Below are 23952 nucleotides of genomic sequence, written 5' to 3'. Positions count from 1 at the left end.
TTATATGACAGCGCTGTCAGGAGCGGTGCGCAGGCACCCATGCCGGCGTGCCATCGCCGTCGCGCATGCCAGGAACTTCATCCACGGAGGTAGAGCCCAGTGAATCGCCCCACCCAGACCCTTCTTGCCAGCTGCCTGCTGGCTGTACTTGCCGCACCGGTCGGTGCCGCGCAGGCCGAGGGTGAACGCCTGCAGGACTGGCCGCGTGTGCACAGCGCGATCGCCACCGACGCAGGCATCGAACGCCGCGTGCAGCAGATCCTTTCGCAGATGACGCTGGCGCAGAAGATCGGGCAGATGACCCAGGCCGAGATCAAGACGATCACGCCGGAGCAGGTGCGCCAGTACTACATCGGCTCGGTGCTCAACGGCGGCGGCTCCTGGCCGGGCATGGACAAGCACGCCAGCGTTCAGGCCTGGCTGAAACTGGCCGATGCCTACCACGTGGCTTCATTGGCGACCGATGCGAAGACGCCGGTGCCGGTGATCTGGGGTACCGACGCGGTGCATGGCCACAACAATGTGCTGGGCGCCACGCTGTTCCCGCACAACATCGGCCTGGGCGCGGCCGGTGATGCCGAACTGATCGAGCGCATTGGCGAGGCGACCGCACGCTCGGTGCGTGCCACCGGCATCGGCTGGGTGTTCGCGCCCACCCTCGCCGTGGCCCACGACCCGCGCTGGGGCCGCACCTACGAAAGCTATTCGTCCGACCCGGCGGTGATCCGCAGCTTCGCCCACGCCTACGTCAAGGGCGCGCAGGGGGCGTTCAAGGATGACGGCAACGTGGTCACCACCGCCAAGCATTACCTGGGCGATGGCGCTACCGACAACGGCCGTGACCAGGGTGAGGCGCTGGTCGACAAGGCCAGCATGATCAACGTCCACGCGCAGGGCTATTACGGTGCGCTGGCCGAAGGTGCGCAGACGGTGATGGCCTCGTTCAACAGCTGGAACGACCGCGCGGGTGGAGTCGACTACGGCAAGATGCACGGCAGCAAGGCGCTACTGACCGATGCGCTGAAGGACAGGATGGGCTTCGACGGCTTCGTGGTCTCCGACTGGAACGGCATCGCCCAGGTGCCGGGCTGCCGCAACGACAGCTGCGCGCAGGCCATCAACGCCGGCATCGACATGGTGATGGTGCCCGATGACTGGAAGGCCTTCATCGACAACACCACCGCGCAGGTGCAGAAGGGCGAGATCCCGATGGCGCGCATTGATGACGCAGTGACGCGCATCCTGCGGGTGAAGCTGCGCGCGGGGCTGTTCGAGCATAAACCGTCCGACAGCCGCTACGCCGGTGATGCCAACGCCGTGCAGCACCGCGACCTGGCGCGCCGCGCGGTGCGTGAATCGCTGGTGCTGCTGAAGAACGAAGGCCATGCGCTGCCGTTGCGCAGAGATGCGCGCGTGCTGGTGGTCGGCAAGGGCGCCGACAACATCGGTGACCAGTCCGGTGGCTGGTCGCTGACCTGGCAGGGCACTGAGAACAGCAATGCCGACTTCCCCAACGCCGACTCGGTGCTGGGCGCGCTGCGCGCCGAACTGGGCGCGGACAAGGTCGGCTTCAGCGCAGATGGCCAGGGCATCGACCCGAACACCTTCGATGTGGTGCTGGCGGTGATCGGGGAAACGCCGTATGCGGAAACCAACGGCGACATCCTTGCTTCGGACACGGTCAGCCACAGCCGCGCCTACCCGCAGGACCTGGCCGTGCTGAAGGCCGCCACAGCGAGCGGCAAGCCGGTGGTGACGGTCTACCTGTCCGGTCGGCCGATGTACACCAACGACCTGCTCAATCTGTCCAGCGCGTTCGTTGCGGCGTGGCTGCCGGGCACCGAAGGCAAGGGCGTCACCGATGTGCTGGTGGCCGGCAAGGTTGGCAAGCCCGCGCACGACTTCCGCGGCCGCCTCAGCTTCCCGTGGCCGGGCGTGCCATGCCCGGCGCCGATCGACCAGCCCGATGCGAAGAAGCCGGCCCTGTTCGCGCGGGGTTATGGCCTGAGCTACGCCAAGGGTGGCAAGGTCGCGCGTCTGGACGAAGCCAATCCGGACAGCTGCGGCGAAGTGACGGTGCTGCCGATCTTCAACCGCGCCGACACGCCGCCGTTCGCCCTGCACGTGGCCGCCGCTGGCGCAACGCAACCGCTGGGCAATGATCTGAATGCCACGCTGCGCTGGCCGGCTGCCAAGCCGGTGGTGCAGGTGCGCACCGTGCAGGTGAACACCCAGCAGGACGCCAAGGAGGTGACCTGGCTGGCCCCCGCGCAGCTGATCGCGCGCAGCACCTCGCGCCGCAACCTGGGCGCACTGGCGCGCAGCAACGGCGCGCTGCAGTTCGATGTGCAGCTGGTGAAGCGCCCGGCCTCGCCGGTAAAGGTGACGATGCAGTGCGGCAGTGGCTGCGAGGGTGGGGTGGATATCGCCCCGCTGCTGGGCAAGCTCTCGCCAGGCCAGAAGCAGACGGTGACCGTGCCGCTGGCGTGCTTCGCCAAGCAGGGCGTGGCACTGGGCGCGGTGGAAGCCCCGTTCGTGGTGACCGCCGACACGCCGTTCGCTGCGGCCTTCACCCAGATCAAGCTGACCGCCAACACGGCCAATGCCGAGGGAGCGGTGGCCTGCCCGTAAGCCGCGCGGCCGCGCCGGGCGACGCCCGGTGCGGCCGGTAGATCCACGCCATGCGTGGATGCCGCCTATCCCGACGGCAAAAAAAAGCCCCGCAGTGCGGGGCTTTTCTCTTAGCGCTTCATGGAACCGAAGAACTCGTCGTTGGACTTGGTGTTCTTCATCTTGTCCAGCAGGAACTCCATCGCGGCCATTTCATCCATCGGATGCAGCACTGAGCTTCTTTAGGATTTCGCATCTTCTCAGACAGTCAAGCCCATGATTTCGTAGTCTTTTTTGAGGGTCTAGTACGGTTTTGAAGCTTCGTGTGGGGGTCGGCTGGCCCAGCGGGCAATGGCGAGATGAGTCCCTGTTGGGGTGCAAGGTCCGGGTTCAAGCTCTGTAGGGGGTCAACCCTCCAGTACGAACCTGCCCTCAGAGAAGCGCCAAGCCTTTTTCCCTGGCAGACTCCTCACTACAGGCTTGCCGCCTCGGTTCTCCAAATAGAAGTTCGTCCCCTTGAACTGGCTGGCGTTCTCGGTATAGCCAGGCAGGGCATCTCTGCTCACGTTGCGCCACTTGCCGTCCTCATACCGATAGACGTTCAACTCATGCAAACCTGAGTTGCCTTCGTAGTGGGTCACCAGAGTGTTCGAAGAACCAGGCGGTAGCCACATCTGAGTGCTTGCATCGAGCTCGGCGAACCCGTTGCTAGCATCTATGCGCACGAAGTCCGTTGATGATGTCCCTGCATAGCTTGGATGAGTCCTCAGTGCAGCGATGGCATCGTGGATTGAGGTGAACCCTTTCGATGCATCTGCAAGGCGGTCACAGTCACTGCCAAGTGGGAAGGTCACTCGATTCACCCGTACCTGCATGAGACGGGCCTCAATGCGCTCGTCATACATCTCATCTTCGGGCAGCAACTTCACATTGGCTAGCACAACGCTGGCCGTTCCCTTTGCTATGTATTTGCATCCTGACTTCTGCGCGGTCGGTACGACCCCAAGAAGCTTGGCCGCTTCCGAGGGGTTTGACAGGCACAAGGCACCTCCCAACTGCTGCAACTGCGGATTCCGCGCCACCGAGGCGGCATCCAACTGAAAGCAGATGTTGAGTCCTTCGTCCGTTTCCATACGGGATGCGTCGTGGTACTCCCACTGTCCGGTGACGGTAAGAAGCCCTTGTGCTGGGGAGGATATGGGGACAATTGCGAGGGAAGCCGCAATGGCGAGCCGGGTCAGCATATGAGTTGTCCTTGAGTGCAATGAATGTAAGAACATGGCTTTTGGGCTTCGCTGAGCAGTTACGCTCCCCGATGAAAGGGGTCCCTCTCTACGCGAACCCGCGAAAAGCCAAACTTGTTGAGCCTTTAGCTCGGACGCTGCTTTGGTCTCCGCTGCCTCACTTGCCCGCTATAGAGCAAGAACTGAGGTGATGGCCTTGGCCTTCGGGTCGGCAATCAGCTCTTCCACCCGGTTGAACGTTGGGATGCTGTCCTTCACGTCTACGCACACCAAGCTGGTGACCCCCTTCTCATAGAAGATGGTGGCAACTCGCTCTTCTCCTGGCATCAAGGTGACGCCCATCATTGCGTGCACATTCTTGGGTCTACCGACCATGCGTTTCTGACCGTCGAAACCTACGCACTCCATGTTGGCCTCTCTAGGGGCGCTCATGTGATTGCGCATCACGCAGTTGAAGCTGACAGGGCCACGCCGCTCGCATGACGTGGGTCTGACGAATCCGAATGAGACCATTTTGCTTGGACCACCCATTGCCGTGAGCTGGTCACAACCAGCGAGGAGGATGGGAAGTAGGGCGATGCAGATGGGGAGAGCGGGGCGCATGGTTCTCCTTTGGCGCAGAGGATGTTCTAAGAGAAGAGAGACTTGCCTAGCGGTGTTGAAGGTCTGCCTCGCAGTTCGGGCACGAGTAGATGTCACGGCTTCCAGACATTGCCAGTCCGCTCACCACGGCACCAACAATGAATGCAGCCGCTATTCCTATGCCACCGAACAGGACAAATGCGGCGCATGCTGCTGCGGTTGAGAGAAGCGTGCTTCCCCACCAAGTCGCGTACCACGGCTTCCAACTGGATTTGATGCCCATGAGACCGGTGTATCCGCACTCCAGGCATGTCATGCCCGGTGCGTGCCGTCGGTGCCTCTTTAGGTTCTTACGTATGTGGTCGGGCAGCGCGTACGTTGCGTTACTGTCAGAGGGCGACTCATTCCTGTTCACAGATGTCCCCTAATCGAATGATGACTGCATCCCGCCCTAGCAAGCTTCGATTGACTCACAAGCACCTTACGGTCTAGTCAGCCGCCTCTAATTCCTCCTGGGCAAGGGCTTGGGGACACAACCGGGCACACCTTCCCGCGCGAACAATTAAATGCTCCAACCGGGTCAGCTTGTCTGGGGCGGCCACACCTCGGAAGTATGGATATTCCGAACATGTGGAGTCAAGCGTGTCCGAACGACAGCGGTGTGGACTCTCCATATTTTGGTTGCCTAGTTCAGCAGGCAATCGATATGAAGAGCTTTGGCGATAGATTGCGGGAAGCGCGTGCAGCTTCCGGCCTGACACAGGAGCAACTGGGCTTTGCTATTGGTGTCACCAAGGCTTCGATTTCGGCCTGGGAGAATGGGCGCGAAACGCCTAGCTTCCGTGTCCTGGTTGACCTGCGCGACGCCTTGAACAGGTCTTTGGACGAACTTATTTGCGGCAGAGTGAGTGCCGTAGCCGAGCCTGCGGCTACCAAGGAAGGCGAGCTACGCGCCACCAATGCGCAGGAAGAGGCCTTGCTGGTCCGCTTTCGAGCCCTCCGAGCCAGGAAGCGCGAAGCTCTTCTTGAATTCCTTAAGCCGTAGTACCGGCCTGTAGGGCACGGTACACGCTGCTACGGCTGATGGAGAAGCGCTCAGCCAGTTGCTCAATACTGAATCCTTCTTCCGCCCGCAGCCTACGAATGCGTTCCTCCTGTGCACTCGTGAGTGCCTTCTTGCGGCCGAACTGGGTGCCCTTCTGCTGAGCGAGCGCGATGCCATCTCGTTGGCGCTCAGCTCGGATATCGGCCTCGAACTCTGCAAAGGCTCCAAGAAGGTTGAACATAAGCTTGCCCTCTGAGGTGGTCGTATCCAAACCTTGGTCGAGCACTCGTAGGCTGACCCCCTTCTGCCTCAGACGGTCAGCAATCTTTGCAAGGTCCAGTACTGACCGGGCCATGCGGTCCAGGCGGCATACGACCAGCACGTCCCCATCGCGCAGATACTCCAAGGCTGCCTGCAACTCAGGGCGGTTCTCGGCCTGGCGACCAGAGCGCTTCTCCTGGTAGACCTTGCTGCACCCAGCCTTGCCAAGCTTGTCCAACTGAACGTCGAGCGATTGGCCCGCTGAGCTGACACGGGCATAGCCAATCATTTCCATCGGCGTCTCATAACGTTTAGATGTTGTGAGAATATCATTCTGGCATGGATTTTGGAACGGGCGGGAGGTCGTCCCAAGATGTATACATTTTGAACCGACATGGCAGAAGACCAATCCTCGTCAATGCAGAAGAAGAGGTGGGCCAACTATCAGAGCCGGTGGCCGCCCATGGGGCGTCGCCCCGCGCTCCGGAGCCTTGTTGGGCTACTCTATCGGCATCGTCACCCTGTAGCTGCCGGGCGCCAGTTGGCGGAGGCTGCGCAGGCTCTTTCCGAAAAGAAGTTCAGCATACATGCGCAACCAACTTAGTCTCGAGGCCCTCGAATCATGGCTTTGGGAGTCTGCCAATATTCTTCGTGGCTCAATCGATTCATCCGACTTCAAGAACTACATCTTCGGCCTGCTCTTCCTTAAGCGCTTCAACGATGTCTTTGAAGAGCGTGTCGCTCATTTGTTGCATGCCGAGCCTCTTACGGCAGCTGAGGCTGAGGAAGAGGTGCAGGACAGGTGGGGCTACTTTCCTGAGAGTGCCCGTTGGCCCCATCTGATTGCCCGCACGGAGAACATCGGCGAGGCGCTGGACAAGGCATTCGCCACCATCGAAGCCAACACCCCCGAACTGCAGCACGTCCTGACTGCCACCCAGTACGGTGACAAGCGAGTGCTGTCCGATGCCACCCTGCAGCGGCTACTGCGTCACTTTAACCAGTACAAGCTGGGCAATGCCGACCTGTACAAGGCGGACATGCTGGGTGACGCCTACGAGTACCTCATCAAGCAGTTCGCCGACGACGCCGGTAAGAAGGGAGGGGAGTTCTATACGCCCAAGGCGGTGGTGCAACTGGTGGTGGAACTCATCGACCCGCAGCCCGGCCACAGCGTCTACGACCCCACATGCGGCAGCGGCGGCATGTTGGTGGAAAGCGCCCACCACATTGCCAAGCTGCCGGGTGGCCTGCTCTTGGGCGACAAGCCCTATGTGCTGCTCTTCGGGCAGGAGAAGAACCTCGGCACATGGGCCATCGCCAAGCTGAACCTCTACCTGCACAACATACGGGCCGAAATTGAGCGCGGCGACACCTTGGTCGAACCCAAGCACCTTGACGGCGATTACCTGAGGACGTTTGACCGGGTCATTGCCAACCCGCCGTTCTCGGCGAAGCAATGGTGGCCGCCGCTGGAGTTGGCCAACGAGGCGCAGCAAGAAGGCAACAAGAAGCCCAAGGCACCCAACTACAAGCAGGTCAACGACCCCTACGGTCGCTTTGTCTATGGCACCCCGCCACGTGGCTATGCCGACCTCGCCTTCGCCCAGCACATGCTGGCCAGCCTCAAGGCCGATGGCCGCATGGGCATCATCCTGCCGCACGGGGTGCTGTTCCGCAGTGGCGAGGAAGGCAAGATTCGCGATGGTCTGCTGTTCGGCACCGACGCTGCCAGCGGCAACCAACCCGGTGACCTCATCGAGGCCGTCATCGGCCTGCCATCGGCCTTATTTTATAACACCGGCATTCCGGCCTGTGTGCTCGTCCTGAACAAGCGCAAGCCCGCTGCGCTCAAGGGCAAGGTCATCATCATCGACGCCAGCCGCGACTACCTCGAAGGCAAGGCCCAGAACAGCCTGCGCCCCGAGGACATCACCCACATCGCCAGTACGCACAAAGCAGCCTTTGAGCACCAGACCGAGGTGGAGAACTACTGCCGTGTGGTGACGCTGGACGAAATCCGCAGCAACGACGGCAATCTCAATATTACCCGGTACATCGACAACGGTGAGACCGAAGAGACCGTTGATGTTGCGGCCACGTTGACGCAACTGGCCGCGCTGGCGGAAGCGGAGGCGCGGATTGATGCGCGTCTGAATGGCTACCTAGCTGAGTTAGGGCTGCTGGAGGTTGAGTCGGAATGAATCAAACAGCGGAGTTCAGCCCGGCGACCACGGTAGACGTGCCCTCCCCATCCGATTGGCAATCCGACGAGCTGCTTACCTTCTTAGAACTTCAGCGTGGCGTAGACCTCCCCTTGCAAGACAGGCGGGGTGGCGACGTGTCAATTTTTGGTTCTAACGGTCTGCTAGGGTTTCACGACACTAGCGTTTCTGATGGCCCCGGCGTTATTACCGGTCGCTCTGGAACAATCGGAAAGGTGTTCTATACGGAGGGGAAGTACTGGCCCCTCAATACCGCGCTGTATGTGAAGAACTTCAAGGGCAACTTACCTAAGTTCGTCTACTACAAACTGGGTGCTATTGGCCTTGAGCGGTTTTCGACCGGCACAGGCGTTCCGACGCTAAACAGGAACGTTGCGCACAAAGAGATGGTGGCATTTCCCCCTCTCCCCGAGCAACAAAAAATCGCTGCCATCCTGACGGCCGTGGACGACAAGCTGGACGTGATTGCACGCCAGATTGACGCTACCCTGACCCTCAAGCAGGGGCTGATGCAGACCCTGTTCAGCCGGGGAGTAGGCACCCAAGATGCCGATGGCCACTGGGTGCCGCACGCCGAGCTCAAGGTCAGCGAGCTGGGGGAGATTCCGGTGGGGTGGGAAGCAGCCAAATTGAACTCGCATGTCGCCAAAGTTGGTAGCGGGGTCACCCCCAAAGGCGGGAGCGATTCGTATCTCAGCTCAGGCATACCGCTGATTCGAAGCCAAAACGTCTTGGTCGGGCGACTGTCGCTGGACGATGTGGTCTTCATTTCGGACGAGCAGCACGAGAAAATGCGCAACTCGGCACTGAGTCCGAATGATGTGCTGTTGAACATCACTGGAGCATCCATCGGACGAAGCGCCGTGCTTCCGGCGGACTTTGAGGTCGGCAATGTCAACCAGCACGTCTGCATCATCAGAACGGAATTAACCCTGAGTCCTCATTTCTTGTGTCAGTACCTCAACTCTGAAATGGGACAGAAACAGGTAGACAAGTTTCAGGCGGGGGGAAATCGCGAGGGGTTGAACTATCAGCAGATTCGTAGCTTTGATGTGCCGCTGCCGCCTGTCCCAGAGCAGGATGAGATTGCTTCTGTTCTTGGCAGCGTTGATGAAAAGGTGGGTGTTCTGACGGCCAAGCAAGAGCGGTATCAGACACTCAAACGCGGCCTGATGCAGAAGCTCCTCACGGGCGAATGGCGGGTCAACGTGGTCGCTAGCGCGACCGGAACGTAAGGGTCAGACATGGCGTCGCAGGCATTGCTCCCCCCAGGCCCACCGCTTGAACTGCAGCGCGATGTGCAGCGCAAGCTGGGGCGGTGCCTGCTTCGTCTGCAGCAATACGAAATCCTGCTCAAGGCATTGGTAGCCCATGGTGACATTGCCGGGCCGCCTTCGGCGTTGCAGGCAGTCCGGGGCGCACAGGTGGCCTGCGCACAGAAGAAGACCTTGGGCAACTTGGTCGGCATGTTGACCGAGCGTCATCTAACCCCGGCCGAAGAGGATGACGGCACCGATGAGCCGCAGGGTGATGGCGGCATGTGGTTCCGCTTCCGCTTTCAAGTGGGGCTGGGTGCCAGCCAGCATCAAGCCACCACGGCGGCATTGAAGGAGTTGGTGGACTTGCGCAATGAGTTGGTTCACCACTTCCTGCAGCGCTTCAACATCTGGGAGCCGCAGGGTTGCATGGCCGCCGATGCCTATCTGGACGCCAGCTACGAGACCACCGATGGCCACTACCTGACCTTGCGCGGCTGGGTGCAGGGCATGGATGAGGCCCGTGCGGCGATGGCCTCGTTCATGAGTACGGCGGCGTTTGAGGACCTGCTGGTCAATGGCATTGCACCGGACGGCACGGTGGACTGGCCTGCCAGCGGGGCCGTGCGCTGCCTGCGCGAAGCCGAGACCCGTTTCGCTACCGAGGGTTGGACCCTGCTCAACACCGCGACCCCATGGATTCGAGCACAACACCCTGACCAGTATCCCCAGCGCTACGGCTGCGGCAGTTGGCGGCAAGTGATTCACGAGTCTCGGCAATTCGAGATTCGCAGGACGGTGGACATAGAACTAGGCTGCGGCGAGGTCTGGTATCGCAGCCGTCAGGAGGAAGCCAGCATGCAAGGGAAGAAAAGCTCATGAGCCAGTCACCTGAAAAGACTGGCGTCGAAACGCCTGCCATCGAGTCGCTGCTCAAGCTGGGTTACACCCATTTGCCGGGCCATGCGGTGCAGGTGGAGCACCGCCACCTCGCCCCGGTGCTTGAGGATGTGCTGCGGCCCCGGCTGCTGGCTCTGAACCCGTGGCTGGCCACGGCGCCCGGTGGGGTGGATGCGGCCTTGATTGAACTGCGCAAGCGGGTCAACGACGAACTGCTCCCGGCCAACAAGGCGTTCTGGGAGCAGGTGGTGCACCGTTCGGACATTCAGGTGAAGGATGCCGAGGGCAAACTGCGCAGTGTGCGCTTCTTCGACGCGGGCACGGTCACCCACAACGATTTCCTTGTGGTGGACCAGTACGTCGGCAGGAACGCCGATGGCGACTTGTTCCGGCCGGACTTGCTGCTGTTCGTCAACGGCCTGCCGCTGGCGACCATCGAATGCAAAGCCAGCCATCACCGGCTGGATGAAGCGCTGGCACAACTCGATGGCTACCAAGCTAGCTTCCCGGCTCAGTTTGTGTTCAATCAAGTCTGCGTGGGTCTCAACCGCAGGCAGGGTTTGTATGGCGCCATCCTGACCAAGCCCGCCTTCTATGCACGTTACCGGCTGCAGGACGCGGAACTGGCTGCGGTGACTGCCGTGCTGGGTGCTGACTCGAGTGAGCAGGACCAACTGCTGTGGGCCTTGTTCGAGCCGGGCCGGTTTTTGGAACTCATTACGCACTTCGTCCTGTTTGAGACCCGCGACGGCAGGACAGTCAAGAAGCTGCCGCGCTATCAGCAGTGGCGGGCGGTGCGTAAGACCATCGCCCGGCTGACGGCAGCCCAGCCCATTGGCGGGGTGGTGTGGCACACGCAGGGCAGTGGTAAGTCGCTCACCATGGCACTTCTGGCCCGGATGCTGCGGGCCGACAGCACGGGCCTGAACAACCCGACCGTGTTGGTGCTGACCGACCGCAAAGACCTAGACAAGCAAATCTTCGACACCTTTCATGCGGTGGGCATCAAGGCCATTCAGGCAGTGTCGGTGGATGGCTTGGTGAAGCTGCTGGGCAATGACTACGGCAGCGTGTTCACCAGCACGGTGCAGAAGTTCCAAGAGAACGAACCTGCTGCTGATGCCAGCGAGAGCGCAGCGGATGAGGAAGATGACCTCCTGCAAGCCACCCGGCACAGGCGGGTGCGCGAGGGCAAGGACTTCTTCATGCTGGAAGAGCGCAACGCCAACTATGGCCTGCACGATGAGGACGGCGTGCTGCTGGACACCAAGTGGGAGGAGGTCAGCAGGGAGAAGGTGAGCTTCCGGGTACTGAGCGCCAAGCCGAACTTCTATGTGCTGGTGGATGAGGCGCACCGAAGCCAGTACGACTTCTTAGCGGCCTTCATGCGGGCCAGCCTGCCCAATGCCAAGTTCATCGCCTTCACCGGCACGCCGCTGCTGAACGACGACAAGCACACTCTGGCCGAGTTCGGTGGCGACACCTACATCGACGAATACCGCCTGCACGAGGCTGTCGCTGACGGCGCCACGCTGCCCATCAAGTACCAAGACGCATGGGTGAAGCTCGCGCCCAGCAGCAAGCTGGACCAAGCCTTCAAGGACCAGTTCGCGCAGGAAGACGAGGCCAGACAGCAGGCGCTGAAGAAGGAACTGCTGGCCCGGTGGCGGCAGGCCGGGGACCGCATGGAGCAGGTGGCGGCGCATCTGGTGGAGCACTTCATCACTAACGTGCAAGCGAAGGGCCTGAAAGCCATGCTGGTTTGCGACGGCCGCGACATGGCGATTCGGTACAAGGACCTGCTGGATGGGCTGATGCAGGAGCGAAAGGCCAAGGGCTTGCCGACTTTCGAGAGCCGCGTCGTCATCTCGCTGGCTAGTGCCACGGTATCACGCACCGGAGCTTCGGTACTGGAGGCGGCGGCCGAGTACAAGCTCGGCCCAGAACAAATTCAGTCCATCGAGGAGCGGGTCAAGGCTGAAATCAAGGCAGGCAAACAACCCGTCGCGCTGCCTTCGGAGCAGATTGCCAACTTCGTTTCCAAGCTGTTCCCGCTGCCCTACGGCGACGAGTCCAAGGGCAAGGACGGGCAGCCGCATGCGAACAACATCGGCCTTTGTATAGTGTCCGACATGCTCTTAACGGGATGGGACGCCCCCATCGTGGGCACCCTGTACCTCGACAAGCCGCTGAAGGAGCACACGCTGCTGCAGGCCATTGCACGGGTGAACCGGACGATGGCAGGCAAGAACGCGGGCTACATCGTTGACTACCACGGTGTGGTGGAGCACCTTGACCACGCGCTGAAGATTTACGGTGGCGAGGTTCAATCGGCCCAAGTGTGGGAGGGGGTGGAAAGCGAGTTGCCCAAGCTGCAGGCTACCCTCGACCGCATCCTGACCCTGCTACCCAAGAAGCACGACCCGGTCAGCCAGCGCGAGGACTATAAGGACGATGCCGAGCGTTTCCTCGACCCCGCCACGCGGTTGGATGCAGTAGAGGACTTCCTCGACTTGGTGAAGCGATTCAACCGGAGCATCGACATCATCTTGCCGGATGTGCGGGGTGTGCCCTTCAAGCCCTACTTCACGCTGTTCGCGGAAATCCGGCTGATGCTGCGCGATAAGCTGCCCGGTGCGACCCATCGCGAGCGCATCACGCGACTGGAATCAGCGCTGCTGCAGCAATTGCTGGACGAGTACATCGACGCCAGCCCGGCCAAGAGCCTACTGGGCAAAGAGGTGTCCATTCTGGACGCCAGCGACATGGCTCGTCTGAAAAAGCTGGCCAGTCCCGGAAGTCAGGCGTTGGTCATGAAGAACCAGTTGAAGCACACGATTGCGACCGGCAGAGACAAGGACCCAGCCTTCTTCGACAAGCTGGCTGATGAGCTTGAAAAGCTGCTTGCTGAGGAGGCTGCGGGACGCATCAGTCAGGCACAATTCTTGGAGCAACTCGACCTGTTCGGGCAACGCATCGCGGACAAGGACAAGACCGGTTTCGAGCACCCGGCCCATTCGGCGGTCTATCACTATCTGGCTTCGCTGCTCAGTGAGGAGACGGGCCGCATTGCGACGACCAAGCTGTTCGAGGATGCCGACCTGAGCCGGACCATGGCCGCAGCCAACTGGAAGCAGATGCACGACCTGCATCCCGAGTTGCGCGCACTGCTGCACAAGCTGCTGATTCCGCTGGCGGGTTGGGAGCGCTCGGTAGCCCGCGACCATGCCAAGCGCATCCTGGACATTCTCCTGAAGAACTGACGATGCCGCTGCTCCAGTACGGTCAAACCATCATTGAATGGAAGTTTCAGCCCGATGCCAAGCTGAAACGGCACTACGTCACCGTCGAGCGAGCGCGGCCGGTGTTGTTACGTGGGCCGGTAGTGGCTGTAGCGGAGCAAGAGGCTCTAGTCCGGCGTCGTGCACGCTGGATTCGCGAGAAGCTGTTGTTGGTCAATCAGTCGCAGGCCAATGACGTCATTGTTACCGGCAGTCGCTTGCGCTACTGCGGCAGGAGCTATTTTACCGAGGTCAGGCACCACCCAGGCTTGGACAATCCTCGGCTCACCTTCACTGCGTCGCGCTTCATCATTGAGAGTCCTGAGGGCTTGAGCATCCAGCAGGACGCTCTCGTTCCCCTTATCGAGCGATTCTACTGGGAGCGTGCAAATGAAAGGCTATTGGTCCGGGTGCGCTTTTGGGAGCGCAAAATAGGCTTGCAGGCTAAGGGTGCTCGTGTTCGGATGTTCCGGAGCCGTTGGGCTAGCTGCGATGCGAATAACACTCTCGAGTTCCATCCCCGGGTGATGGAGTTGCCCGGCAGCTTGCAGGATTACGTCATCGTTCACGAGCTGTGCCACACAGTCGAAAAAGGCCATACAAAGGCATTCTGGGCACTCGTGGGTCTGCATATGCCGGACTGGGAGCGCCATCATGGGGCGCTAGAGCTTGGCTGGTCGAAGGGCCGCCGGTGATTACGTCAGTGGGTGGCAAACTTGCTTCTTGCTTCTTGCTTGGGTGCTTTCACTCATATGGAAGAAGAGTTCCCGTGACCCCGCTTGGGCCGATGTCTAGGAGCTGAGCGCCAACGGGCCTGTCCACTCTAAGGATGTCTGCAATGACGTATGCATGCGCGTTTTCAGGTGTGGATTCGATTCGTTGGACATTGACCCAGTTGGGTCCTGACAACTGAGGCCCACGGCAACTCAGTCCTCCTCCGCATGTCTTGGGGCGCTTGTTCCTTGCCGCTTCCTCGCAATCGCACTTTGGACCTGGAAGTCTTGGATAGAGCTCTGAGGCAGCTCTTCGCACGTTCTCTTGGAGCCAATCAAGTGGTTCGGTCATCGCATCGTCCAGGCCCCAGAGTAGGAAGTGGAAGTGGTACGTGCCCTCGAACTTGGTATCGGTATGGCGCTCAGCACAGACCAGTCCTCCAAAGTTCTTTCGAACGCGTTTCGGCAATCTATTGAGCAGCTTGAGCACGAATCCTCTCATGCCTATCTCGGCAGCTTGGTCTTTTTGGGGCTGTCGATAGGTCAAAGTGACGAAGTACTCGGGTTTCATGTTCGAGAGGTGTGCAATGTATCCATCAGCTAGTCGCGTGCGTTGTTCAATGTTCAAAATATGTTTCCCGTTAAGTGATTTTGCTATTGTTGTTCAGGTGTGGCTGGGAACATTGGACACGGTAAAAGAATCCCATGTTGCTGATTCGCATAGGATTCGATGTACAAGAACCACGCCAAAGGCCATGACTGCAGGAGGCAGAAAAGCATCTCGCCTTAGAGTATGTAGGGCTGTTTGCGGAGCGTGTAGATTCATTGGTATTCAATGTAGACAACTCGGCCCTACTCAAGGCCATCGATGAAGGCTGCAATTGCCTGTTCGACTTCCTCGGGATACGCAATCATTTGCCCTGTCGCTGCCTGTGTGGCCTCCGTAGCGCCTCCGCTATAGAGCTGGAAGGCGAGGGTAGGTAGCGAGTGTCCCACGTACCTCGCAATGCGGACCTGGTCTATGCCGAGGTTCTCCAGGCGAGTGATGAAGGTTCTGCGTAGCGAGTGGAAATCGGTTGCCCCGGTTAATCCGCGTCCGTTACGGTGATAGCGGAAAGCTTGACCCACACGCCAAGAGAGCTTGTTGTCATAGCCTCCACCCTTCAGTTCAGGAAATAGCTGGGCTGCCTTTGCTTCCTTTCGCTTAAGGCGTCGCATCAGCAGTCCTTTGGCAATGGGATGCCAGATTGCCAGCGTGCGTGTACCGGCGGCTGTTTTGCTCTTGCCGATATGGATGTATACGAAGCCATCTTCCACACGAACATCCCCGCGTTTGATTGAGCAGATTTCATCAATTCGGGCGCCCGTATACAGGCCGAGTACCATCACCTCCCGCAGTGCAGGGTAGCTAGGTTCTCCTGAAAAGAGCTGGACCAGCTCTGGCATTGTGTACGGACGCTTCTTGGGCGTGTTTGATGCGCCCTCCGCGCGGATGCGGAAGCCCTTCCAAGGATTCGTACCCTTGGGCAGATAGCATCGACTGCTCATCCATTCCCAGAATGCCGCTAGGGCGCTGAGCTTGCGTCTACGAGTACTGGGGCTGTCCTTGGATTCAAGTAGGCATTCATCGACATACGAGGCTGCCAAAACGCCGGTGACAGCCGTAGGGCTTCGGTTGTTACCCAAGTAGCAGCGCAACTCTTTGTAAGCCTGCTGTCGTTGAAACCGAACAGTCTTGAGGTTGCTAGTTGCGGCCCATTCCTGTGAAAGCGCATCCAGACCGGCTGAGGGGCGGAGATTCTGCGAGTTGGCCTGCGCGGGAGATGGGGCCGCGTCTTGCTCAATAGCTCTAGAGGGAGATACGACAAGAGCCAGACCAAGGTTCGGATTACTGGCCTGCGCTTGGAAGTGCTCATGCACCTGAGAGATGACCACCCACTTCCTGCGGTTTGCCTCATCCAGGTCGCGTGTGTTCAGCGCACGCCGGATGTGTGTGCCTTTTACGATTCCGCGTAGTGCGGTTGGAACCTTGATACGGACGTACCAGGAGTGCCCAAGGCGTTGCAGATAGCGATTCTTGCTCATATCCCGTCCTGATGGAGGGGCATTGAGCTGTCTGGTGGTCAAGGTTGGTGGTCAGAGTCATGGATTTCGCCATGCCCTCAACCCTGTGCATTCCGCCAAGAAAAAGGGCCTCCGGAAATCCAAAGGCCCTGTTCTCACGTGCTTTTCGATGGTTTACCGCTTCATCGAACCGAAGAACTCGTCGTTGGACTTGGTGTTCTTCATCTTGTCCAGCAGGAATTCCATCGCGGCCATTTCATCCATCGGATGCAGCAGCTTGCGCAGGATCCAGATCTTCTGCAGCAGTTCCGGTTCGATCAGCAGGTCTTCGCGGCGGGTGCCCGAACGGTTGATGTCGATGGCCGGGAACACGCGCTTTTCAGCAATGCGACGGCTCAGGTGCACTTCGCTGTTGCCGGTGCCCTTGAACTCTTCGTAGATCACCTCGTCCATCTTCGAGCCGGTGTCGACCAGCGCGGTGGCGATGATGGTCAGGCTGCCGCCTTCTTCCACGTTGCGCGCGGCACCGAAGAAGCGCTTCGGGCGGTGCAGGGCGTTGGCGTCGACACCACCGGTCAGCACCTTGCCCGAGCTCGGCACCACGTTGTTGTAGGCGCGGGCCAGGCGGGTGATCGAGTCGAGCAGGATCACCACGTCCTTCTTGTGCTCGACCAGGCGCTTGGCGCGCTCGATGACCATCTCGGCCACCTGCACGTGGCGCGCTGCCGGCTCGTCGAAGGTCGAACTGATGACTTCGCCGCGCACGGTGCGCTGCATTTCGGTCACTTCTTCCGGGCGCTCGTCGATCAGCAGCACGATCAGGTGCACGTCCGGGTGGTTGGTGGTGATCGCGGTGGCGACCTGCTGCATCATCATCGTCTTGCCCGCCTTCGGCTGGGAGACGATGAGCGAGCGCTGGCCCTTGCCCTGCGGTGCCATCAGGTCGAGGATGCGGCCGGTGATGTCTTCCGACGAACCGTTGCCGCGCTCCAGGGTGAAGCGACGGCGCGGGAACAGCGCGGTCAGGTTCTCGAACAGCACCTTGTTCTTCGATGCTTCGATCGGCTCACCGTTGATGGTGTCGACGATGTTCAGCGCGAAGTAGCGTTCGCCATCCTTCGGGAAGCGGATGCGGCCGGAGATGTGGTCGCCGGTACGCAGGTTGAAGCGGCGGATCTGGCTGGGCGAGATGTAGGTGTCGTCCGGGCCGGCCAGGTAGCTGGCTTCGGCCGCGCGCAGGAAGCCGAAGCCGTCAGGCAGGATTTCCAGCACGCCGTCGGCGGCGACGCCGTCACCGTGGCGGGTCAGCACCTTCAGCAGGGCAAAGATGACGTCCTGCTTGCGGGCGCGGGCGACGCCTTCGGAGATCTGCAGCTGCTCGGCGATTTCCAGCAGCTTCTGCGCCGGCATGCGCTTGAGGTCGCTCAGCGAGTAGACCGGGAAGCCCTCGGGCACGTTGGCGTGCGGGCGCGGCACGAAGGGCTGCTGCTCGCCGCCGTCGTTGGGCATGCCATCGTCGCGGAAGCGGTTGTTGCGGTCACGGTCGCGGCGGTTGCGGAAGCGGTCGCGGCGGTTGCCCTGACCCTGTCCCTGGCCCTGCTGGCCGTTCTGGTTGTACGGGTTCTGGCCCTGGTTCTGGCCACCCCCCTGGTGATTCTGCTGGCGCGGCTGGCCGGATTCGCGGCCCTCACCACCTTCGCCGCCGCCACTGCTGGCAGGGGCCTCGGCGGCGGGCGCGCTCGGCGCAGGGGCTGCCGGCGCCGGTGCTTCCGGCGCGGCGGCCAGCGGCAGGGTCGGCTGCGCCGGCGCGGCGCTGGTTTCGGCGGCGGCCGGAGCGGCAGCCTTGGCTACGCGGGGCTTGCGCACGCGCTTTTCGGCGGGCGCATCGGCGCTGCCGGTTTCGGAAGTGTTATCGGACAAGAGCGTTATTCCTCGCTTGAAGGTGCGAGCGCCCGGCTGGGGCGGCGAACGTTGGGAATGGGTCTGGAAGACACTGCGTCCAGAAGGTGCGACACGCGAACGCGGCCGGATGTGCCGACACTATCATCGGCCAGCGGCGCCGTGCAAGGGTCGCCGGGAACAGCATTCATCATGGGCGCGTGGCGCCCGCCGGCAGCCGCGGGCGGCGGCTGCCGGGGAACCACAGGATCAGGCCAGGGCCTTGTCCAGCAGGCCGGCCAGCTGGGCCTTGCCGACCGCACCGATCTGCTCGCCGACCTTTTCGCCGTCCTTGAACACGACCAGGTACGGAATCGAACGCACGTAGTACTTGGCGGCCAGCGCACGATTGTGGTCGACGTTGACCTTGGCGATCTTGGCGCGGCCCTGGTAGGCATCGGCCAGTTCGTCCAGCGCCGGGGCGATCATCTTGCACGGGCCACACCACTCGGCCCAGAAATCGACCAGCACCGGTTCCTTGGAATTCAGCACTGCGCTATCAAAGTCGGCGTCGCCGACATGTACAACCTTGTCGCTCATCTTGGTTTCTCGTCTTGGATTGCACCCGGCCATGCCGGAGGTGGGTGAACTGGGCCATGCCCGGTGGCGCGACCCTCGTCGTTGCCTCGCGGCGCACTGCCGCGGTGCGTTCGGCGGAATGCCTGGACGCTCACGGCCGGCAGTGTACCCCTATCGCAGGGCAGGGACAGGCGCCGGCTGGAACCCAGCGTATCGTGATCGGTTCGATGCCCGGTATGTGTCGGATTTCACTGTCTTCCTGTACATGGGGCTGGCAGTGGGCGACACCAGCGACCCTGGCCAGGCCGTTCAAGTCCGGTGTGGCTGGGTGAAGGCCGGCCGTCTCTCAGTCTATTGAGACTGCCCATTCCGGTTTGCCCGCCCGAGTGCGTTAAACTGGGGCATTGTGCGGCGCGCGGACCGGGTGGTCCCAGCCTGCCAACCCGCCGCAGGGGCCGCAGTTTGCGACGGTGCCCCTAGACGCTGAAGTGCCAGCCGCCCCACGGGCCGGCGGCCATACCAAGACGGACACATGAGCGACAAACCGCTGACCGATTTGACCTTCTCCTCCTTCGAGCTGCATCCGGCCCTGCAGGCTGGTCTTGAAGGAGCCGGATTCACCCGCTGCACGCCGATCCAGGCGCTGACCCTGCCCGTCGCGCTTCCCGGTGGTGATGTCGCCGGCCAGGCGCAGACCGGCACCGGCAAGACCCTGGCCTTCCTGGTCGCTGTCGTGAACCGCCTGCTGACCCGCCCGGCCCTGGCCGACCGCAAGCCGGAAGATCCGCGCGCGCTGATCCTCGCCCCGACCCGTGAACTGGCCATCCAGATCCACAAGGATGCGGTGAAGTTCGGTTCCGACCTGGGCCTGCGCTTCGCGCTGGTCTACGGCGGCGTGGATTACGACAAGCAGCGCGAACTGCTGCAGCAGGGCGTGGACGTGATCATCGCCACCCCGGGCCGCCTGATCGACTACGTCAAGCAGCACAAGGTGGTTTCGCTGCACGCCTGCGAGATCTGCGTGCTGGACGAAGCCGACCGCATGTTCGACCTGGGCTTCATCAAGGACATCCGCTTCCTGCTGCGCCGCATGCCCGAGCGCACCATCCGGCAGACCCTGCTGTTCAGCGCCACCCTCAGCCACCGCGTGCTGGAGCTGGCCTACGAGCACATGAACGAGCCGCAGAAGCTGGTGGTCGAAGCCGAGACCATCACCGCCGCGCGCGTGCGCCAGCGCATCTACTTCCCGGCCGACGACGAAAAGATCCCGCTGCTGCTGGGCCTGCTGTCGCGCAGCGAAGGCGCGCGCACCATGGTGTTCGTCAATACCAAGGTGTTCGTCGAGCGCGTCGCCCGTTCGCTGGAAAAGGCCGGCTATCGCGTCGGCGTGCTGTCTGGCGACGTGCCGCAGAAGAAGCGTGAGAGCCTGCTCAACCGCTTCCAGAAGGGCCAGCTGGAAATCCTGGTGGCCACCGATGTGGCCGCCCGCGGCCTGCATATCGACGGCATCAAGTACGTCTACAACTACGACCTGCCGTTCGATGCCGAAGACTACGTGCACCGCATCGGCCGTACCGCGCGCCTGGGCGAAGAGGGTGATGCGATCAGCTTCGCCTGTGAGCGCTACGCCATGGGCCTGCCGGACATCGAGGCCTACATCGAGCAGAAGATTCCGTCCGAGCCGGTGACCAAGGAACTGTTGACCCCGCTGCCGCGCCCGGAACGCCCGGCCCCGGCCGCTGGCGAGGAAGGCGAGGAGAACGAGAGCGTCGGCCAGATCTTCCGTGAAGCGCGCGAAGCCCGCGCCGCCGAGGAAGAGCGTCGTGGTGGTGGCCGCAGTGGCGGCCGCTCCGGCGGTGGTCGTGGCGAGCGTCGCGACGGTGAGCGCAGCGGCGAGCGCCGTTCGCGTGGCCCGCGCAAGCCGCGCGTGGAAGGCGAGCAGGCGTCCGCCGCGCCGGCTGAAGGTGCCGAGGCCGCCGTGGCACAGGCCCCGCGTCCGCCGCGCCCGCCGCGTGCCGAAGGCGCACCGGAAGGGGCGGTGGAGGGCGAGCGCAAGCCGCGCAAGCGCCGTCGTCGTCGCCACGGCCGTCCGGTCGAAGGCGCCGAGGGCGTGCAGAACACCGCCGGCAACGGCGCCAGCCCGGTCACCCCGGTGCAGGTGGTGGCCAAGCCGGTGCGAACCGCCGCCGATACCGGCGATTCGTTCCTGACCCGCATCGGCCGCAAGATCCGCCGGATGCTGTCGGGCAGCTGATCGGCGCTGCCGACCAGCGGGTAGCACCCGACCGTTGGTCGGGTGGCCTTAAAGGTCGTGCCGGCCAGCGGCCGGCACGACCGATCATGTGGCCATCTCCACGTCGTCGCGCCGCTCCTGCATAATCGGGGCATGAGTGTCCTGCGCTTCGACAATGTCAGCAAACAGTACGCCGGTGGCCACGAGGCGCTGATCGACGTCAGCTTCGAGGTCGCGCCGGGCGAGATGCTGTTCGTCACCGGCCATTCCGGTGCGGGCAAGAGCACCCTGCTCAAGTTGATCCACCTCGACGAGCGGCCCAGCCGTGGCGCGGTGGTGTTCGACGAGCGCAACCTGCTGAAGGTGCGTGGCGGCGATGTGCCGCGCCACCGACGCGCGGTGGGGGCGGTCTACCAAGACCATCGCCTGCTGATGGACCGCTCGATCGCCGAGAACGTGGCGCTGCCGCTGATCCTGCGCGGTACCCGCCGCGGCGACATCAGCAAGCGCGTGCGCTCGGTGCTCGAACGGATGGGCCTGGGCCATCGCGAGAAGGCGCTGCCCTCGCAGCTGTCGGCCGGCGAGCAGCAGCGCGTCGGCATCGCCCGCGCCATCGTCGGCGAGCCCAAACTGCTGGTGGCTGATGAGCCGACCGGCAACCTCGACCCGACCCTGGCGGCGGAGATCATGGCCCTGTTCGCCGAGCTGCCCTCGCGCGGCACCAGCGTGCTGGTGGTCAGCCATGACCTGCCGCTGCTGCGTCGCATGCGCAAGCGTGTGCTGATCCTCGACCACGGCCGGCTGGCGGACGACATCTCGCCGCAGGACCTGGCGGAGTAACGCATGGCGAAGAACGAAAACAGCGAAGCCGCCGCCCCCTCGCGGGTGGGCGTCTGGTTCCAGCACCACGTGCACAGCGTGGTGTTCAGCCTGGGCCGCGCCTGCCGCAAGCCGTGGGCGACGCTGCTGACGGTGATGGTCATGGCGCTGGCGCTGGCCCTGCCACTGGGCCTGTCGATCGCGCTGGACAACCTCAAGCAGTTCGCCGGCAGCGTGCAGCAGTCGCGCGATATCAATGTGTTCATGAAGGGCAATGTCGATGGCCCCGGCGCGCTGCGCCTGGCCGGCCAGCTGCGCGACCGCGACGACGTCGCCGAAGTGAACGTGCGCACGCCCGAACAGGGCCTGCAGGAACTGCGCGATGCTGGCCTGGGCGAGGCGATCGACGCGCTCAACGACAACCCGCTGCCCTCGCTGCTGGTGATCACCCCGGGCCAGGGCATGGACGATGCGCGCCTGGCACGTGCGCTGGAAAGCCTGCCCGAGGCCGACCTGGTGCAGCACGATGCGCTGTGGCGCCAGCGCCTGGATGCCTGGCTGGCGTTCGGGGCACGGCTGGTACAGGTGCTGTCGGTGCTGCTCGGCGCCGGCGCCGCGCTGGTGGTCGGCAACACCGTGCGCCTGGATATCCAGGCCCGCCGCGAAGAGATCGGTGTGCTGCAGTTGCTTGGTGCCAGCGACGGCTTCATCCGCCGTCCGTTCCTGTACCTGGGCGCCTGGTACGGCCTCGGTGCCGGTGTGGTGGCGCTGGCCCTGATCGCCGCCGCCGGCGCCGCACTGCGCATGCCGCTGGCCGAACTCTCGCGCAGCTACGGCAGCCCGTTCGTGCTGCATGGCCTGGACCTGCTGCATGGGGGCCTGGTCCTGCTCGGCACGCTGCTGCTGGGCTGGCTGGGGGCCTGGCTGGTCACCGGCCACTTCCTCCGCCAGACCCGTCCGACCGACACCTGAGACCGGCATGCAACCGCAAGCGCTGAAGCACCTTGATGGGCCCGCGACGCGGGTGATGGTGGTCGATGGCTCGAAGCTGGTGCGCAAGCTGATTGCCGACGTCCTGACCCGTGAGCTGCCGGGCGTGGAGGTGATCGGCTGCGACAGCATTGAGGATGCACAGCAGGCGCTGGCGCAGGGCCCGGTGGACCTGGTGACCACGTCGCTGACCCTGCGCGACGGGGATGGCCTGGCCCTGGCGCGGATGGTCCGCGACGCCGTGGGCCAGGCCTATGTGCCGGTGATCGTGGTGTCCGGTGATGCCCAGCAGCACCTGGAGCAGCGCCGCTTCACCGAATACGTCACCGACTATTTCGACAAGGCGCTGGGCCACGAGGCGCTGGCGACCTTCATCCGCGGCTACGTGCAGCCGCAGACCATTCCCGGCGCGACCATCCTCTACATCGAGGACAGCCGCGTGGTGGCCGAGGCCACCAAGCGCATGCTCGAACGCCAGCAGTTGAACGTGCTGCACGTGGTCAGCGCGGAAGAGGCGTTCACCCTGCTCACCGCCGAGTCGCTGGGCCGCAGCCGCCACCGCATCGACCTGGTGCTGACCGACGTCACCCTGAAGGGTGAACTGAGCGGCCGCGACGTGGTGCAGCGTGTGCGCGTGGACTTCGGCTACGGCAAGCGCCGCCTGCCGGTGCTGGTGATGACCGGTGACGGCAATCCGCACAACCAGACCGGGCTGCTGCAGTCCGGCGCCAACGACCTGGTGCTCAAGCCGATCGAAGAACGGCTGCTGGTTACCAAGGTGCTGTTCCAGCTGCGGCTGGCCCGATTGAACGATGGACCCCTGATTCGATGATGGATGAAGTAGCCGACACCCCGACGATCCAGCTGGAACCGAGCTGGAAGCAGCACGTCGGTGATTACCTGCTGCAACCGCAGATGCGCGAGCTGTCCAGCTTCCTGCGCCAGCGCAAGGCGAGTGGTGCCGCGGTATTCCCGCCCGGCCCGCAGATCTTCGCTGCGTTCGACGCCACGCCGTTCGAGCAGGTGAAGGTGGTCATCCTCGGCCAGGACCCGTATCACGGCCGTGGCCAGGCCCATGGCCTGAGTTTCTCGGTGCCGACGGGCGTGCCGGTGCCGCCGTCGCTGCTGAACATCTACAAGGAGATCGAGAGCGATCTCGGTATCCCGCGTCCGGACCACGGCTGCCTGATCCCGTGGGCGCAGCGCGGCGTGTTGCTGCTCAATGCGGTGCTGACCGTGGAAGAGGGCAAGGCCGGCGCGCACCAGGGGCGG

Annotated in this window: 18 protein-coding genes; 12 read left to right on the top strand and 6 right to left on the bottom strand. The window is 62.6% G+C overall.

The annotated features are described in order from the left end of the window. The first annotated feature begins 99 nt into the window (after positions 1-99). Positions 100-2631: a glycoside hydrolase family 3 protein gene (locus QRO93_RS12105; protein ID WP_180879891.1), complete on the top strand. Its 2532-nt coding sequence runs from the start codon at positions 100-102 to the stop codon at positions 2629-2631. A 386-nt stretch (positions 2632-3017) separates the two neighbouring features. On the opposite strand, the gene QRO93_RS12095 is transcribed toward QRO93_RS12105, so the two are convergent. Both QRO93_RS12095 and QRO93_RS12090 read right to left on the bottom strand, forming a co-directional pair. Then, positions 3018-3854 (bottom strand): hypothetical protein, encoded by an 837-nt coding sequence (locus QRO93_RS12095; protein ID WP_285304234.1) that lies wholly within the window; start codon positions 3852-3854, stop codon positions 3018-3020. 168 nt (positions 3855-4022) lie between these two features. Next, positions 4023-4199, bottom strand: a complete 177-nt coding sequence (locus QRO93_RS12090; RefSeq protein ID WP_285304233.1) for a hypothetical protein — start codon at positions 4197-4199, stop codon at positions 4023-4025. Between the two features lie 850 nt (positions 4200-5049). Here QRO93_RS12090 and QRO93_RS12085 point away from each other — a divergent pair. Then, positions 5050-5481 carry a helix-turn-helix transcriptional regulator gene (locus QRO93_RS12085; RefSeq protein ID WP_285304232.1) on the top strand — a complete coding sequence of 144 codons (432 nt, stop codon included), beginning with the start codon at positions 5050-5052 and terminating at the stop codon, positions 5479-5481. On the opposite strand, the gene QRO93_RS12080 is transcribed toward QRO93_RS12085, so the two are convergent. Then, positions 5471-6037, bottom strand: coding sequence for a recombinase family protein (locus QRO93_RS12080; protein ID WP_285304231.1), 567 nt, complete (start codon positions 6035-6037; stop codon positions 5471-5473). The two genes, QRO93_RS12085 and QRO93_RS12080, sit on opposite strands and share 11 nt — an antisense overlap. 292 nt (positions 6038-6329) lie before the next feature. Here QRO93_RS12080 and QRO93_RS12075 point away from each other — a divergent pair, with 292 nt between their 5' ends. The 5 genes from QRO93_RS12075 to QRO93_RS12055 are packed head-to-tail and all read left to right on the top strand — an operon-like array spanning position 6330 to position 14099. After that, entirely contained in the window at positions 6330-7946 is a 1617-nt protein-coding gene (locus tag QRO93_RS12075) for a class I SAM-dependent DNA methyltransferase (protein ID WP_285304230.1), read from the top strand. After that, entirely contained in the window at positions 7943-9202 is a 1260-nt protein-coding gene (locus tag QRO93_RS12070; RefSeq protein ID WP_285304229.1) for a restriction endonuclease subunit S, read from the top strand. Before QRO93_RS12075 ends, QRO93_RS12070 begins: the two co-directional genes overlap by 4 nt. Positions 9203-9211: 9 nt before the next feature. Next, complete coding sequence (locus QRO93_RS12065) at positions 9212-10105, top strand: OST-HTH/LOTUS domain-containing protein (protein ID WP_285304228.1); 894 nt, start codon at positions 9212-9214, stop codon at positions 10103-10105. Then, a complete protein-coding gene (locus tag QRO93_RS12060; RefSeq protein ID WP_285304227.1) occupies positions 10102-13386 on the top strand; it encodes a type I restriction endonuclease in 3285 nt (1094 codons plus the stop codon). The genes QRO93_RS12065 and QRO93_RS12060 overlap by 4 nt, the downstream gene beginning before the upstream one ends. Before the next feature lie 2 nt (positions 13387-13388). After that, the gene (locus tag QRO93_RS12055; RefSeq protein ID WP_285304226.1) at positions 13389-14099 is read left to right on the top strand and encodes a SprT family zinc-dependent metalloprotease; all 711 of its coding nucleotides are present in this window, start codon (positions 13389-13391) and stop codon (positions 14097-14099) included. 870 nt (positions 14100-14969) lie between these two features. On the opposite strand, the gene QRO93_RS12050 is transcribed toward QRO93_RS12055, so the two are convergent. From QRO93_RS12050 to trxA, 3 genes are all read right to left on the bottom strand, one after another. Continuing rightward, positions 14970-16202 carry a tyrosine-type recombinase/integrase gene (locus tag QRO93_RS12050; protein WP_285304225.1) on the bottom strand — a complete coding sequence of 411 codons (1233 nt, stop codon included), beginning with the start codon at positions 16200-16202 and terminating at the stop codon, positions 14970-14972. Positions 16203-16355: 153 nt separating this feature from the next. Beyond that, positions 16356-18101, bottom strand: a complete 1746-nt coding sequence (gene rho, locus QRO93_RS12045; protein WP_164086858.1) for a transcription termination factor Rho — start codon at positions 18099-18101, stop codon at positions 16356-16358. 228 nt (positions 18102-18329) lie between these two features. Then, complete coding sequence (gene trxA / locus QRO93_RS12040) at positions 18330-18659, bottom strand: thioredoxin (RefSeq protein WP_285304224.1); 330 nt, start codon at positions 18657-18659, stop codon at positions 18330-18332. 511 nt (positions 18660-19170) lie between these two features. Here trxA and rhlB point away from each other — a divergent pair. From rhlB to QRO93_RS12015, 5 genes are all read left to right on the top strand, one after another. Further along, complete coding sequence (rhlB, locus tag QRO93_RS12035) at positions 19171-20892, top strand: ATP-dependent RNA helicase RhlB (RefSeq protein WP_053510650.1); 1722 nt, start codon at positions 19171-19173, stop codon at positions 20890-20892. Positions 20893-21024: 132 nt separating this feature from the next. Next, positions 21025-21711 carry a cell division ATP-binding protein FtsE gene (gene ftsE / locus QRO93_RS12030; RefSeq protein WP_006473446.1) on the top strand — a complete coding sequence of 229 codons (687 nt, stop codon included), beginning with the start codon at positions 21025-21027 and terminating at the stop codon, positions 21709-21711. Positions 21712-21714: 3 nt separating this feature from the next. Then, positions 21715-22662 (top strand): permease-like cell division protein FtsX, encoded by a 948-nt coding sequence (gene ftsX / locus QRO93_RS12025; RefSeq protein ID WP_180879897.1) that lies wholly within the window; start codon positions 21715-21717, stop codon positions 22660-22662. A 7-nt stretch (positions 22663-22669) separates the two neighbouring features. After that, a complete protein-coding gene (locus tag QRO93_RS12020) occupies positions 22670-23512 on the top strand; it encodes a response regulator (protein ID WP_006473442.1) in 843 nt (280 codons plus the stop codon). Continuing rightward, a partial coding sequence (locus tag QRO93_RS12015; RefSeq protein ID WP_285304223.1) for a uracil-DNA glycosylase occupies positions 23509-23952 on the top strand: 444 nt, incomplete at its 3' end. The genes QRO93_RS12020 and QRO93_RS12015, both read left to right, overlap by 4 nt.

It is taken from the genome of Stenotrophomonas maltophilia group sp. Smal17 (assembly GCF_030237045.1).
Lineage (GTDB): Bacteria > Pseudomonadota > Gammaproteobacteria > Xanthomonadales > Xanthomonadaceae > Stenotrophomonas > Stenotrophomonas forensis.
The sequence above is the reverse complement of the archived record's forward strand: the minus strand, read 5'-3'. Positions and strand labels throughout refer to the sequence as shown.